We start from the raw sequence: 13,567 nt of genomic DNA, 5'->3' as shown, positions 1-13,567 counted from the left end.
GAAGAGGGGATTTCGTGCGCGTGTCGTCATTTGTAGATGAACCCCACCGATCCCTGATAAGGAGCCGCCTGAACCTGGTCCTTGCGGCCATAGACCTTGTTGACGCGGTTCATGAAATACATGGCTGCATCGTTTTCCGGATTGAAGTTGTCATCCGGCCGGGCGATCTGGTTGCGCGCGACTGGCCGCACCAGATAGGGCGTCGCGATGATGACCAGTTCCGTTTCGTTGCGGATGAAGTCCTTGCTGCGGAAAAGCGTACCGAAGATCGGAACCTTTGAAATACCCGGAAGCCCCGACATGGCCTGGCGGATATTATCCTGGACCAAGCCGGCGATGACGATCGAGCCACCCGATGGGAGTTCGACGGTTGTCGAGGTCTCGCGCTTGCGGATCGACATATAAGTCGAACCCGGGATGTTCCTGCCTGCATTTCCGGTTACCACGTTACCTTCATAGGTAGGCTCGGAAACATTGGTTTCGATCTTGAGGCTGATCCGTCCTGGGGAAAGCACGACCGGCCGGAAATTCAAGGTTATGCCGTAGTCGACCGTGTCGGTCGTGCGCGTTATGGTCTGCTGGCCCGTATCCTTGTCGATGGTGACTTCCTGTTCCGCAGGCAGACGGAAATCGCCCCCGACATAGAACTTTGCCTGCTCGCCGGAAATGGCGGTGAGGCTGGGTTCGGCCAGCGTGCGTACGACGCCGGCCTGCTCCATGGCATTGAGATAGGTGGCAAAGTTGAGCGAACCGGAACCGATCGCGCCGCTGGCGATTCGCGAGGCGCCGCTGATTGCATTTCCAAGGTTGGACGGATTTGCGAATTCGAAGCCGTTATTGCTTGTCGAACTGCTGATGGAGCCATTGAAACCCAGCTGTTTCAGCACCTGCCGGCTGACCTCGGCGACGGTGACCTTCAGCGTTACCTGATCTTCGCCTTCGATCGTCAGCATATTGACGATCTGCGATACCTGGCGGTTTTCGGCAAAAATTGCGGCGTCTCCGCCATTGTCGCCACCTGTCAGCGATATGTTACGGGTGGTGGCTTCACCACCCTTCAGAAAGGCTTCGGCAAGCTGTACTGCCCGTGCCGAATCCTGCGGTGTACGAACCGTTCCCGTCAAAACGATATTGTCTGAAACAATTTCGACCTTGATGTCGGAGTCGGGAATAAAGCGGCGAATATTGGTCTCCAGCCCGACGATATCGCGCTCCACCTCGAGATCGAGGCTGACGATTTCACGGCCACTATCGCCGAAAATGAAAATATTGGTCTGCCCCACCGTTTTTCCGAAGAGATAGATTCGTCTCGACGTGCGGGTCACGGCATCGGCAAGGCTGGGATCAGCAACGAGAATATCATGGGCGTCCTCGGGCAGGTCGATGACCAAAGCCTTGTTGAGACCGAGTTTCAGGCGCTTGCGAACGCCCGAGCCACTCTCGGTGATGCGCACAATGCTGGCGCTTTGTGCCGCGGCCTCGCCGAGACGCAGAAATTCGGGCGAATGCGGGCCTGGAATGCCTGAAAAAGCCACGCAGAATGCAAGTCCGCCCAGCATCGATGAACGCAGGTGTTTTTTAACGCGCTTTGCCATGAACCCCCCGGTCATTGTGATGCTCCCTGATTGCCCTTGACGATCGAACCGGATTTGATCACCTGAATTTCCGGTTGGCCGGAGCCGCCGTTGAGAAGATAGCCCGCCGAAAGCGTGTCGTTTTCCTGTGCATCGGCGATCGAGCGCAGGGCGAGAGTGAGGCGATCCGCCATCTGCTGCGCCACCGTTATGATCTTCGCCTGCTCAGGTGTCAGTTCCAGTGTGGCCGTTGCGCCCACGACGGCGGAAATCCCGTCTTCGCCTTCCTTGATCTGCTGGTCGATCGCGAGAACCCGGACATTGTTCAAAACATTCTCGGTCAGGAAGTTTCCGTTCTCACCCTTGCGAACCATGATGACGTCGACACGGTCATTGGGCAGTACGAAGCCGCCCGCGCCGGTCGAGACGGAAATTTCCGTGGCGACGGCGCGTTTTCCGGCCGGCAGAAGCGATGACATGATGCGGGTGCTGGAATCGACGACTTTTTCCGGCCGCACCGGTTCCCCCTCGAACAGGGGCAACCGTACAACGGCGCCGGTGAGTTCGGTGATTGCGTTGGGGTTTTTGGCTTCGGTTATGAAGCTGTCGACGACATTGCCCTGCGGCCAGGGCGTCCAGCGCACCGAGCTGTCATTCAGACGGCTGCCGACGGGTAAATTGACCGAGGAAACGAGAACGTTGACCGTCGGCTCTTTCTGGATGATCGTTTCCGCCTTTTCGATAACCTGTTTTGCACCGGAAATCTGCATGGCGACAAGACCGGCAAGGCCGGCTGCAACCAGGGCAACGGAGAGAATGACGATACGCGACGGTTTCATGCTCGATCCTTGAGGGAATCAGATTCTTCTCCCGTCAGGATGGCGCGTCATTGGTATAATTATGGTTAATATTATGCTTGGGTTTGTGGTTAACGAGCCTTTAATTTCGGTCCTTGAAGTAATTCATTCAAAGAAGACCGGCGATGGCGGCCTTTACCAGCGGTGCTTCACCGTATGTCAGAAGTCCGGCAATGGCGATACCGATCCCATAGGGGATCTTCTTTGCCACCATCAGTGAATCTGGGATAGGAATGCCTATCGCCATTATTTCCTGTGAGCGGGATCGCAAAAGCAGGATGCCAAGTGTCAACACACCGCCGATGAAGGTCACTGCGAGCAGAAATTCTATGAGGGAGATGTTGAAGCCGTACCACACGGCAGCGGCCGTCAGAAGCTTGGCATCTCCTCCACCCATGACATTGGCGGCGAAAAGCGCAAAACAGGCAAAAAATACAATAGCGGCGGCCGCGAGGCTCATGGCAAAAGTATGCCAGTCCATTCCGGAAAAAGGGGCTATGACCACAAAAGACGATAGCAGGAAAAGTGTTATCCTGTTCGGTATCGTCATGCTGAAGAGATCATTCAGAGCAGCAAAAGCGAGGCAAAAAGGCAATATCAGGAAAATTGCAGCGACTACCACGACCATCTCCTCGTGCTGCTTTTCACGGCAGCTACTCTATCGAAGGTATTCATAAAAAAGACACGCCGCCTCAAGGGCGGCGTGTCCACTTTTGATTCAGTAACGCTTAGTTTGTTGCGGCAGGCGCATTGGCGTCGATTCTCTGAGAAAGAGAGGTGAAGAAAGCATTGAGTCGCGTACCAACGGCCGAAGCGCCGCCGATGATTGCAACGGAAATAAGCGCGGCGATCAGGCCGTATTCAATTGCCGTGGCGCCGGATTCGTCCTTGAGGAAACGAGCGAAAATCTTGGTCATGAGTATCTCCTAACTCTTGTTTGGTTCAGCACGCCGACAACTGTTCTCCGTTGTTCGGTTGCGTTCAAACTACCGCCGAGCAATTTCCAAGCGCTTAAAAAAAAGGATTAATCCAAAGTAAACGGCATGTTGAGTTTCTCTTGGTAAACAAAGATAAAAAGTATTGCTTGTATTTTTATATTTGCTGGAAAACGAATATATTCCGCTGTAGGCTGTTTCCTGTTTTGAGAAGAGCGCGTTCTAGATGAGACATATATGTTCATTTTTGGTGCGGGTTTGCGGGAGTGGGGAATGACTTGAGATGCGCATGGTTACCGCTGCAATCGTGCATTTTCGTCATTTAACGCTTCATTCACTAAAACCGAGCATTCTTGGACGCAGTGAATTGCGGGTAATGAACAAGGGCCAAACGCGTGTCATCCGGAAAACTGGCGAAATTTGTGGTGGGCTTGTGCGTCATTATGGGAGGCTGGTCGCATTCTGTTTTCGCTCAGGAAGACATATTGCGTGTTTCGATGAACCATGCCCGCGTTCTCCGTCTCGATCGTCCCGTAAGCAAGGTTATCGTCGGCAATTCGAAAGTTGCCGATGCCACAGTCGCAGATGCCACCACCATTGTCCTGACCGGCCGCAGTTTCGGAACCACAAACCTCGTGCTTCTCGATTCCGACGGCAATCCGATCGTCGATGAACGCATTCTCGTCTCCATCGATGAAGGCAATACGGTTCGCGTCTTCCGTCAGACGGAACGAACCGTGCTTTCCTGCACGCCGAATTGCGAACAGCATTCGCAAAACAGTGGCGACAAAGACTCGCAGCCTTAACCCCGGCGAGGCCGAACCAAGCCGTCGAATGGATTGATTCCGCTCAAAGAAGCCGCCCGCATTTTGCCGGCGTGACAAATATAGCGCTCATGCAGGCGCTGACCATTTTTGGTGAGAGACGAAGCCGAATATTTTGGCAGACCGAAAAAAACAACATGCTCTCCGGCGTTCTGCCGGAGGCCTGCATGTTGCTGTTTTTTCGTCTAAGTCATTGATCTGGCTAGGATCAAAAAAGGAATGGTGCCCAGAAGAGGACTCGAACCTCCACACCCTTGCGAGTACCAGCACCTGAAGCTGGCGCGTCTACCAATTCCGCCATCTGGGCGACGGAGAGCGATGTACGAGGGCAGCCGCCCGGTGTCAACAGACTTTTTGAACTTTTATGACGATCATTGATTTTAAAGGGAAAAAACTTGCCGGATGTTGTTGAAACATGTCGCCGGGTCAGGTGTCGAGCCCTTCATGCCTCGTTCTGTCGGCGTGACCGAGGTCGCGTTCGGGGTCGATGATATCGCGGATTCTCTGTTTGAGTTCTTTTGGGCCGGGAAAACCGCCATCGCGCTTGCGTTCCCATATGATGATTCCGTCCAATGTGATCTCGAACAGGCCGCCGGTTGCGGGGACAAGGCTGACTGCGCCGATGTCAGAGGCGAAGGTTTGCAGGATTTCCTGTGCCATCCAGCCCGCGCGAAGCAGCCAGTTGCATTGTGTGCAGTAGCGAATGGTTATGTGCGGCTTGGTTCCGGTCACGATCACGTCTCCTTCAGGGCCCGGTCACGATAATGTCAACTATAATACTCATGTTTTTACCCGGCGCGTGCTTGTTCTTACCATGGGGCTTTGCGAACAGATAAGCCATCGAAGGCTGAAACGTGGAGATCCTATGGCCCAGTTCGACAATAACCGTCAGCGTCTTTTCGTTCCCGCTGTCGCACCGCTTTATAATGCCACGCATGATCTGGTGGAGACCATTTTGCGCGTCGCTGCGGGTCTCCTTCTTGTCACCCATGGTTTCGGCAAGATAGTCAATCCGTTCGGGGCTGTCGGCATGGTCGAAAATCTGGGCTTTTATCCCGGTGTCTTCTGGTCGCCGCTCCTGGCTGCCACGGAGTTTTTCGGTGGTATTCTGGTGGCGATCGGCCTCTTCACGCGGCCGGCATCCTTTGCTGCCATGATCGTGCTTCTCGTAACGGTGTATGTGCACGGCATACTGAGAGCGGAAGGGCTGGTCGGCGCCGAGAAGTCGATCCTCTGGGCCGCTATCTTCCTGTTCTTCGCGGTTCGTGGTGGCAACCGGCATTCCGTCGACGCAAAACTGTCGCGGGAATTCTGAAATCCGCCGGCGGGGCGTGTCGAATATCGCCCCGCCGCCGTTCAGGTCTCTTGAAAATCCGTTTTTCTCGTGGTGAAGCTTGGATTTGACGGCGGATGCGTCGTTTGAATTTCCCTCATCATCGAGAGGCCGTATGCGCGTTGCAATTATCGAAAACATGGCGGGTACACCCCATGGACAGCTCGGCATCGCGCTGAAAGAGGCGGCAGCGGATGTGCATATTATTCGCGCTTATGCGGGCGAGGCTCTTCCCGCCAATGCCGGTGAACATGATGCGCTCATTGTTCTTGGGGGTGAGCAGAACGCCCTTGATGACGCGCTTTATCCCTATCTTCCACAGCTTGCGCTTTTGATGAAGGCCTTTGGTGATGCCGATAAGGCGGTAATGGGTGTCTGCCTCGGCAGTCAGCTGCTGGCGCGCGCCTATGGCGGAGAGAATATTCTTGCCGGCCCGCCGGAATTCGGCTGGCAGGATGTGTCGCTGACGGAAGAAGGGATGTCGGATCCATTATTGTCCGGGCTGGACAGGATATTCCCGATTTTTCAGTGGCACCGCGATACATTTACGCTTCCGCCCGGGGCGACGCGGCTTGCGACCAATAGCGCGACACGCAATCAGGCTTTTCGTCTCGGCCGGGCGGTTTATGGCACCCAGTTCCATTTCGAGGCGTCCACGACGGTGGTTGACGGCTGGTGTGAGGCATTTCCGGCTTCGGTGGAAAAAATGGCGCCCGGCTGGCTGGAGAAATACGGTGATCACCGGGGTATGCGTGCGCAAAAGGCCGATGCAACCGGGCTGGAAATTGCCCGCGCCTGGGTGCGGCTCGTTTAAACGCACGAGATTTCCTTTGTGAATGAAGCTGAGGCGTATGAAGGTTGCGGCTGGGCTGAATGTCGCGCGAAGGAGGCGCAGAAACATGTATAAATTTGAGATTTATCAGGACAGGGCCGGGGAATATCGCTTTCGCTTCAAGGCTTCCAACGGCGAAACGATGTTTTCATCGGAAGGATACAAGGCCAAGGCTTCAGCAGTTCACGCAATCGAATCGATCAAGAAAAATTCCCCCGGCGCCGATACCGTTGACCTGACCACCATGACGGCCTGAGCACTGTCGCCAACGTGAGAACTCGAAGCATTTCGCCTGCCAGAAATGAAGGGCGCATTGGCAGATGTCGGCGTAAAGATAAGATTCAGTCTTTTTTGATAATCTTCCGTTAGCATTTGTGTTTCGAGGTCTCCGGGCGGCGTCAGTGTGCCCCCGATTTGTTTTGCGTACGGGTTCTCATGCGTTCATCGGCTGTGCCAGCACTTTTCTTCGGTTGCCTTCTGCTTGGCGGCTGCACGTCCAGTTCCGGGCCGGAAAGCCTGGTGGCCGGCTTGCCGTCGAAGGAAACCACGAGTTCGGTCACGCCTTCCGCGCCGGTGCCGCAGGCAAGTGTCGGTACCCAGCCCATCACGGCCCAGCCGCGACAGGAGGTTCTGGCATGGGGCGGGCCGGTGCCGGAAGAACCCAAGGCCTTTTCCGCCGTCACGCCGCGGGCGTCCCTGCCGCAGAATGCGCCTGAAATCCGTTTGCCGGTCCCGTCGCAGGCCGGAATGGTGCGCCCGGCCGAACGCCCGATGGAACGTCCGGTACAATTGGCCATGGCTGCCGCTCCGGCGGCGAGCGCTGGCGCCCAGATCCGCTCCCGCGTCTTCCGCTCCAGCTTCAGCGACGCCAAGCCCATCAATTTCGGCCGGGTTCAGCCGCGCCATTTCCAGGTTCATGGTGTGGATGTTTCCCGCTGGCAGGCGAATATAGATTGGCCTTTGCTGCGCACCCGCGGCGCGAACTTCGCTTTCATCAAGGCGACGGATGGCGGCGATCATCTTGACCCGATGTTCCGCGCCAACTGGCAGCGTTCAAAGGAAGCGGGCATCCGCCGCGGCGCTTACCACTTCTTTTACTGGTGCCGCTCCGCCAGCGAACAGGCCGACTGGTTCATTCGCAACGTGCCGCGCGATCCCGATGCGCTGCCACCTGTCATCGACGTGGAATATAACGGCGAGTCGAGCTGCAAGATGCGCCATTCCCGCGAACGCGTTCTGGAAAAGATGCGCGTGTTCATGAACAAACTGGAGCGCCACTACGGACAGCGGCCGATCATCTATACGGCGCCCGATTTTTATAAGGACAATCTTACCGGCGAGTTCCAGGACTATCCATTCTGGCTGCGCGCCGTCGCCCAGCATCCGTCCGTGGTCTATCCCGGCCGCAAGTGGCTGTTCTGGCAATATTCCGGCTCGGGCCTGTCGCATGGTGTCGATGGCCGTATCGATCTCAATGTCTTCAACGGCAGCGAGGACGCATGGCATCGCTGGATCGACCGCCGTTCAAGCTGAACCGGGCCGTGCGTCAGCGCGCAAATTTTCTGGCACCCGCAACGCAGAGCACCACCACAAGCGTGACACCGATCATGGCGGGGCTCACCTCCTCATGCAGCAGGCTTGCTGCAAGCACCAGCCCGAAGAACGGCTGCAGCAATTGCAGTTGGCCCACGGCGGCAATGCCGCCGAGCGCCAGCCCGCGATACCAGAAGATGAAGCCGATCAGCATGCTGAACAGCGAGACATAGGCAAGTCCGCCCCAGGCCTGTGGATCGATGCCGGCAAGCGTTTCCGGCCCGGTGAAAAAGGCAAGCGGCAGCATCACCGGCAGCGAAAGAACGAGCGCCCAGGAGATCACCTGCCAGCCGCCCAGCTTTCGCGACAGGGCTGCGCCCTCCGCATAACCCAGCCCGCAGACAATGATCGCGCCCAGCATCAGGAGATCGCCGGCAAGCGAAGCCCCAACTCCGACTGAAAGCGAGCTCGACAGTGAAAAACCTGCCACGAGAGCACTGCCCAGACACGAAAACAGCCAGAAGGCGGGGCGGGGACGTTCGCCACCGCGCAACACGGCAAAGATCGCCGTGGCAAGTGGTAGCAAGCCGACAAAGACAATGGAGTGCGCTGATGTCACGTGACGCAGTGCCAGCGCCGTCAAAAGCGGAAAACCCACCACCACGCCGAGCGAGACGATGAAAAGCGATGTCATATCGTTCCGTGCCGGGCGTCTTTGCTGGAACAGCAACAGCAGGGCGAGCGCCAGAATACCGGCAATGCTGGCCCGGGCGACGGTCAGGAACACCGGATCGAAATCCGTCACCGCGATACGTGTGGCCGGCAGCGAGCCGCTGAATATCACCACGCCGATAAGACCGTTCAGCCAGCCGCTTGTCGTCTTGTCCATTGTCATCTCCTGCATTTTGCTTGTCTTGATCCGGAACGGCTGGCGGGAACAGCAACAGTCGTATACAATTTTGAGAAACTGTTATGGTTGTTGACCCAGTACGGATGGAGAGCGATTTGGACGGACAGGTCTTTTCCCTCACGCGCATGGAACCCGGAACACGCATAGAAAAAGTGATGGCGAACATCCGCCAGCGTATCGCTTCGCGCAGCCTCGTGCCGGGCGCACGTTTACCGTCCGTCCGCGCGCTGGCAAAAACCATGCAGGTTTCAACCTCCACCATTGTCGAGGCCTATGACCGGCTGGTCGCAGATGGCACGATAAGTTCGCGTCCGGGCTCCGGTTTTTTTGTAGCCGGCCCGCTTGCGCCGTTATCTCTGGCCGATATTGAGCCGCGGCTGGACAGGGCGGTGGACCCCCTGTGGGTATCGCGGCAGGCGCTGGACGAGGCCCCGGTCCTTGCCAAACCCGGCTGCGGCTGGCTTCCCGCATCGTGGATGCCGCAAGAGGCGCTGCGGCGGGCGATGCGGGGGATTGCCCGTGCGGATACCGCCCTGCTGACGGACTATGCAAGCCCCATGGGGCTGCTGCAACTTCGCCAGCTTCTGTCGCGCAGGCTTGCCGAACACGGGGTGCAGGCGGGTGCGGGCCAGATCATGCTCACGGATTCCGGCACGCAGGCGATCGATCTTCTCTGTCGTTTCCTGCTGCAGCCGGGAGATGCGGTGATTGTCGACGATCCCTGCTATTTCAATTTCCATGCCCTCTTGCGCGCACACCGCGTCAAAGTCATCGGTGTGCCTTACACCCCGACCGGACCGGACCTTCCGCTTTTCGAACAGGCGCTGAAAGAACACCAGCCGCGTCTTTATATTACCAATTCCGCGATCCATAATCCCACAGGCGCCAGGCTTTCCGCCGTTACCGCCCATCGCCTGCTGATGCTTGCCGAACAGGCGGGACTGACCATCATCGAGGATGATATTTTTGCAGATTTCGAAACGCAGGCGGCGCCGCGACTGGCCGCTTTCGATGGGCTGAACCGCGTTGTCCAGATCGGCAGCTTCTCCAAAACACTGTCCGCCTCCGTGCGTTGCGGTTTCATTGCGGCACCTCCTGCGTGGGTGGAGGCGCTGACCGACCTCAAGATCGCCACCGCCTTTGGCGGGACGCATTTCTCGGCGGCGCTGGTCCTGTCGCTTTTGACGGATGGCAGCTACCGCCGTCATGTTGAAGCGCTGCGCCTGCGTCTTGCGGCGGCAATGCCGGAGGCGGCGGCGCGTTTGAAGGCGATTGGATGTGTACCCTGGATCGAACCGCAGGCGGGCATGTTTTTATGGTGCCGCCTGCCGGACGGGGTGGATGCCGGCAATGTGGCGCGCCACGCCCTTGCGCAGCAGGTGGTTCTGGCGCCCGGAAATGTGTTCAGTTCCTCGCAGAATGCCGCCGCTTTCATGCGTTTCAACGTTTCGCAGTTGGGCAGTTCGGAGACCATGGCCGTGGTGGCGGATGCGCTCCGGTCTGCGCCTGATCGTCGCCCTTTGTGAGGGCCAAGGGCCGAATCGGAACAAAATCGCGTGAACGCCGTTTTCTCCGCAGAGTGAAGAGGAGAAATACCATGACATTCGATCCCAACAACCCGCGCCCGGACCGCGATCTTCGTCCGGAACTGAATATCAGCAATGAGCCGGCTGCCCGGACCTCGTCGTCCTGGGTACCGTGGCTGGCGATCATCGTCGTCGTGCTGGTGGGCGTTTTCGCCTGGTCGCAGATGAGCGGCCCGACCACCGATCCGGCCACGACATCGTCCACCACACCGCCCGCTGCAACGGATCAGGCACCGGCCCCGATGACGCCGACCGCACCGGCAACGCCGCCGGCAAACAACACGGCTCCGGCAAGCCCGACTACGGGTGGCACTCAGACCCAGCCGTAATGGGCTGACTGACATGCTAAAACCGTCTGCCTTCGGGCAGGCGGTTTTTTCGTGGATGCAATCAGCTTTCGCCTTTAGAGCTGCTCCATCGCCGAGGGGCTATTGGACACTCTGGACCAGCGGGCGATCGATTCTTTCGCCAGCGCTGCAAGCGTTATGCTTCCAAAGCGGGACAGGAGGATGGTTTCCGCCTCTTTCATCGCGTCAAAAAGGGCTTCATTGACGGCCTGTTCGATGACGCAGTTCGGATTATCGCCCGCCAGCCCGATGGAAAACAGCTCCGGTGCGCCGAGCGCCTGGTAAATATCCAGCAGGGTGATCTCGCTGAGCGGCCGCGCCAGGACCCAACCGCCGCCATGGCCTTTTTCCGATGAGACATAACCATGTTCTCGCAGGCCCGCCATGGTCCTGCGCACCACCACAGGATTGGTTTGCAGCATGGCCGCGATGCTTTCAGAGGTCGCCGCCCTCTCGTGTTTTTCCATATGGATCAGAATATGCAGCACCCTTGAAAGGCGCGTGTCGTGTCTCATTGCGCAAGCCCATTTGTTTTTCGCAACGCTATCAGTTCCGAAGTGACGTAACAATATAAGTTGCGTGACCCTTGACTCGAAAAATCACGTAACAATATAAGTGTCGTGAAAACGAACGGGCGCTTCCTGCCCGGTCTTGAACGATAGGTGCATCATGAAATTCGACGTCATCATCATCGGCGGCAGCTATGCCGGTCTCTCCGCCGCACTGCAGCTTGGCCGCGCCAGAAAGAACGTTCTTGTCGTGGATGCCGGTAAAAGGAGGAACCGCTTTGCCAGCCATTCCCACGGTTTTCTCGGCCAGGATGGCAAGGCGCCGGGCGAGATCGTTGCAGAAGCACGCCGCCAGATCGAGCGTTACCAGACGATAGAGTGGGCGGAGGGCAGGGTGACCGATGCCGAAGGGTCTTTTGGCGATTTCGTCGTCGAGATCGACGGTCGCCGCCGCGAAAGTGCTGCCCGGCTGATCCTTGCCATGGGCGTTACCGATGAGCTGCCCGACATAACCGGGCTGAAAGAGCGCTGGGGCTCTTCGGTCTTTCATTGCCCCTATTGCCATGGCTACGAGCTTGATCAGGGGAAAATCGGCGTCATTGCCGCTTCACCCATGGCTATTCATCACGCCCTGATGCTGCCGGACTGGGGCGAGACGACCTTCTTTACCAATGGTATCTTCATGCCGGATGAGGACCAGGCCGCACTTCTGTCCGCTCGTGGTGTCCGGGTGGAGAAAGACCGTATCGCGGAAATTGCCGGACATGCGGATGTCGTTCTGTCCGACGGCCGCAGCATTGCGCTGGCCGGTCTTTTCACCCAGCCGAAACTGTGGATCACCTCGGACTGGATCGGAAAACTCGGCTGCTCCGTGGAGGAGGGGCCTATGGGGGCAAGCATCGTGACTGATGCCATGAAACAGACCACGGTCCGCGGCGTCTTTGCCTGCGGTGATGTCGCAAGGCCGGCAGGCTCGGTCGCCCTTGCGGTGGGCGACGGTGCCATGGCAGGGGCTGCGGCTCACCGGTCGATCCTGTTTCCGGAATGATCAGCTGGAGGTGAGGCTAAGCCAGCGTCCGGGAGGCATGCCGAAGGCATTCTTGAAATGCCGGGTGAAATGCGCCTGATCCGCAAACCCGCAGGCAAATGCCGTTTCGGCAAGGCTGGCGCCGGCCCGCATCATCTCTTTGCATTTTTGCAGCCTCCGCATGATGAGATAACGATGCGGGCTGGTTCCCAGCAGGCCGCGGAAATGCCGGAAGAGCGTAAAGCGGTCGAGTCCGCTTATTCGTTCAAGTTCCTCCGCACCGACGGTGTCGGTACTGTTCTCCTGCAGGTAGTCCCGACACCGTAAAACGGCGGCGCGGTCAATGCGTTTGACGGTTCCGGCGCAACTGTTCGCATGCTTGGAAAGCAGGTCCGCCAGCCGCGATTGCCAGTCGGTCAGGAGCAGATTGTCCGGCTCGCTTTCGAGATCGCCGAGTGCTTCGATCAGACATTGCCGGAAGGCGGGGTCCTCGATGACGGGATTTCTCGCAAAAGGCAGCGTCTGATATCCCGCCTGCGCCATTTTTTCAGGCGGAAGATAGAGCATACGGTAGCACAGACCCTCATCCGTGCCTGCGCCACCATCATGCACTTCGTCGGGATGCAGCACGATGACATTTCCCGGCATGCTGAAATGCGAGGTGCCGCGATAGGAAAAGGTCTGGATGCCGGAGAGCGTGACGCCGAGCGCATAGGTATCATGGCGGTGCGGCGCATAGGCATTGCCACGAAAGCGCGCTTCTATGCGTTCGATGCCGTCGCTCGCCGGGGCCTGCACGATCCCCTCGAATTTGCACGAACGTTCAAGATCGCCGACGCCCCGAGGCGCTAGGTTTGCTTCTCTTTCGTAACCACAGCCAGATTGAGTTTGCATGTTTGATACCAAGATCGCCGTCATCCTTCGTGATGACCTTGCCGTGTGGCAAAAACTGAACGTTACCGCATTTCTCATGTCGGGGATCGTCGCCCAGACCGGAGAGATTATTGGGGAACCATACCGCGATGGTGCGGGCAACGTCTATAATCCCCTGTCCATCCAGCCGGTGGTCGTCATGGCCACGGATCAGGAGGCGCTACGCAAAATCCATCTGCGCTCCCTCGAGCGCGACGTCACGACGTCGCTCTATATCGAGGAAATGTTCTCCACCGGGCACGATGTCGCCAACCGTCAGGTATTTTCGGAATTTTCTCCTGACAATGCCAGGGTGGTCGGCATGGCGCTGAGGGCAGACAAGAAGATCGTCGACAAGATCACCAAGGGTGCAAAGCTGCATACTTGA

The 13,567-nt window shown here is 57.7% G+C and carries 17 protein-coding genes and 1 tRNA gene; 9 read left to right on the top strand and 9 right to left on the bottom strand.

Annotated elements, in window-relative coordinates:
* Positions 1-26 precede the first annotated feature (26 nt).
* The 4 genes from JZX88_RS03220 to JZX88_RS03205 all read right to left on the bottom strand — a co-directional run bounded on the left by JZX88_RS03220 (position 27) and on the right by JZX88_RS03205 (position 3,348).
* Positions 27-1,610 carry a type II and III secretion system protein family protein gene (locus JZX88_RS03220; RefSeq protein WP_006699755.1) on the bottom strand — a complete coding sequence of 528 codons (1,584 nt, stop codon included), beginning with the start codon at positions 1,608-1,610 and terminating at the stop codon, positions 27-29.
* Positions 1,607-2,413, bottom strand: a complete 807-nt coding sequence (gene cpaB / locus JZX88_RS03215) for a Flp pilus assembly protein CpaB (protein WP_006699754.1) — start codon at positions 2,411-2,413, stop codon at positions 1,607-1,609. Before cpaB ends, JZX88_RS03220 begins: the two co-directional genes overlap by 4 nt.
* Before the next feature lie 127 nt (positions 2,414-2,540).
* A complete protein-coding gene (locus tag JZX88_RS03210; protein ID WP_045533216.1) occupies positions 2,541-3,053 on the bottom strand; it encodes a prepilin peptidase in 513 nt (170 codons plus the stop codon).
* Positions 3,054-3,159: 106 nt separating this feature from the next.
* On the bottom strand, positions 3,160-3,348 hold the full coding sequence (locus JZX88_RS03205) for a Flp family type IVb pilin (RefSeq protein WP_206912511.1): 189 nt from the start codon (positions 3,346-3,348) through the stop codon (positions 3,160-3,162).
* A gap of 461 nt (positions 3,349-3,809) precedes the next feature.
* Here JZX88_RS03205 and JZX88_RS03200 point away from each other — a divergent pair, with 461 nt between their 5' ends.
* Positions 3,810-4,172: a pilus assembly protein N-terminal domain-containing protein gene (locus tag JZX88_RS03200; RefSeq protein ID WP_210347391.1), complete on the top strand. Its 363-nt coding sequence runs from the start codon at positions 3,810-3,812 to the stop codon at positions 4,170-4,172.
* A gap of 238 nt (positions 4,173-4,410) precedes the next feature.
* On the opposite strand, the gene JZX88_RS03195 is transcribed toward JZX88_RS03200, so the two are convergent.
* Together JZX88_RS03195 and JZX88_RS03190 are read right to left on the bottom strand one after the other, a co-directional pair.
* Positions 4,411-4,497, bottom strand: a tRNA-Leu gene (locus JZX88_RS03195).
* Between the two features lie 119 nt (positions 4,498-4,616).
* Positions 4,617-4,922, bottom strand: coding sequence for a SelT/SelW/SelH family protein (locus JZX88_RS03190; RefSeq protein ID WP_206912506.1), 306 nt, complete (start codon positions 4,920-4,922; stop codon positions 4,617-4,619).
* 133 nt (positions 4,923-5,055) lie between these two features.
* Here JZX88_RS03190 and JZX88_RS03185 point away from each other — a divergent pair, with 133 nt between their 5' ends.
* The 4 genes from JZX88_RS03185 to JZX88_RS03170 all read left to right on the top strand — a co-directional run bounded on the left by JZX88_RS03185 (position 5,056) and on the right by JZX88_RS03170 (position 7,888).
* Entirely contained in the window at positions 5,056-5,505 is a 450-nt protein-coding gene (locus JZX88_RS03185; RefSeq protein WP_065114611.1) for a DoxX family protein, read from the top strand.
* 133 nt (positions 5,506-5,638) lie between these two features.
* Positions 5,639-6,337, top strand: a complete 699-nt coding sequence (locus JZX88_RS03180) for a type 1 glutamine amidotransferase (protein WP_181423844.1) — start codon at positions 5,639-5,641, stop codon at positions 6,335-6,337.
* A gap of 85 nt (positions 6,338-6,422) precedes the next feature.
* Positions 6,423-6,611 carry a YegP family protein gene (locus JZX88_RS03175; RefSeq protein WP_065114613.1) on the top strand — a complete coding sequence of 63 codons (189 nt, stop codon included), beginning with the start codon at positions 6,423-6,425 and terminating at the stop codon, positions 6,609-6,611.
* A 179-nt stretch (positions 6,612-6,790) separates the two neighbouring features.
* Positions 6,791-7,888 (top strand): GH25 family lysozyme, encoded by a 1,098-nt coding sequence (locus JZX88_RS03170; RefSeq protein ID WP_110755747.1) that lies wholly within the window; start codon positions 6,791-6,793, stop codon positions 7,886-7,888.
* 13 nt (positions 7,889-7,901) lie between these two features.
* Here the strand turns inward: JZX88_RS03170 and JZX88_RS03165 are convergent, their stop codons facing one another.
* Positions 7,902-8,777 (bottom strand): DMT family transporter, encoded by an 876-nt coding sequence (locus JZX88_RS03165; protein WP_206912504.1) that lies wholly within the window; start codon positions 8,775-8,777, stop codon positions 7,902-7,904.
* A gap of 104 nt (positions 8,778-8,881) precedes the next feature.
* Here JZX88_RS03165 and JZX88_RS03160 point away from each other — a divergent pair, with 104 nt between their 5' ends.
* Together JZX88_RS03160 and JZX88_RS03155 are read left to right on the top strand one after the other, a co-directional pair.
* Entirely contained in the window at positions 8,882-10,324 is a 1,443-nt protein-coding gene (locus JZX88_RS03160; RefSeq protein WP_206666257.1) for a PLP-dependent aminotransferase family protein, read from the top strand.
* A 71-nt stretch (positions 10,325-10,395) separates the two neighbouring features.
* Positions 10,396-10,713 (top strand): hypothetical protein, encoded by a 318-nt coding sequence (locus JZX88_RS03155; RefSeq protein ID WP_065114616.1) that lies wholly within the window; start codon positions 10,396-10,398, stop codon positions 10,711-10,713.
* Positions 10,714-10,787: 74 nt separating this feature from the next.
* Here JZX88_RS03155 and JZX88_RS03150 read toward each other — a convergent pair whose 3' ends face one another.
* A complete protein-coding gene (locus JZX88_RS03150; RefSeq protein WP_206912502.1) occupies positions 10,788-11,246 on the bottom strand; it encodes an Rrf2 family transcriptional regulator in 459 nt (152 codons plus the stop codon).
* A gap of 154 nt (positions 11,247-11,400) precedes the next feature.
* Here JZX88_RS03150 and JZX88_RS03145 point away from each other — a divergent pair, with 154 nt between their 5' ends.
* A complete protein-coding gene (locus tag JZX88_RS03145; RefSeq protein ID WP_206912500.1) occupies positions 11,401-12,288 on the top strand; it encodes an NAD(P)/FAD-dependent oxidoreductase in 888 nt (295 codons plus the stop codon).
* Here JZX88_RS03145 and JZX88_RS03140 read toward each other — a convergent pair whose 3' ends face one another.
* The gene (locus tag JZX88_RS03140) at positions 12,289-13,065 is read right to left on the bottom strand and encodes an AraC family ligand binding domain-containing protein (protein ID WP_206912498.1); all 777 of its coding nucleotides are present in this window, start codon (positions 13,063-13,065) and stop codon (positions 12,289-12,291) included.
* Between the two features lie 94 nt (positions 13,066-13,159).
* On the opposite strand from JZX88_RS03140, the gene JZX88_RS03135 reads away from it, so the two are divergent.
* The gene (locus tag JZX88_RS03135) at positions 13,160-13,567 is read left to right on the top strand and encodes a DUF2000 family protein (protein WP_065114619.1); all 408 of its coding nucleotides are present in this window, start codon (positions 13,160-13,162) and stop codon (positions 13,565-13,567) included.

The sequence above is a fragment of the Agrobacterium sp. OT33 genome (assembly GCF_017313365.1).
Lineage (GTDB): Bacteria > Pseudomonadota > Alphaproteobacteria > Rhizobiales > Rhizobiaceae > Agrobacterium > Agrobacterium rhizogenes_A.
The sequence above is the reverse complement of the archived record's forward strand: the minus strand, read 5'-3'. Positions and strand labels throughout refer to the sequence as shown.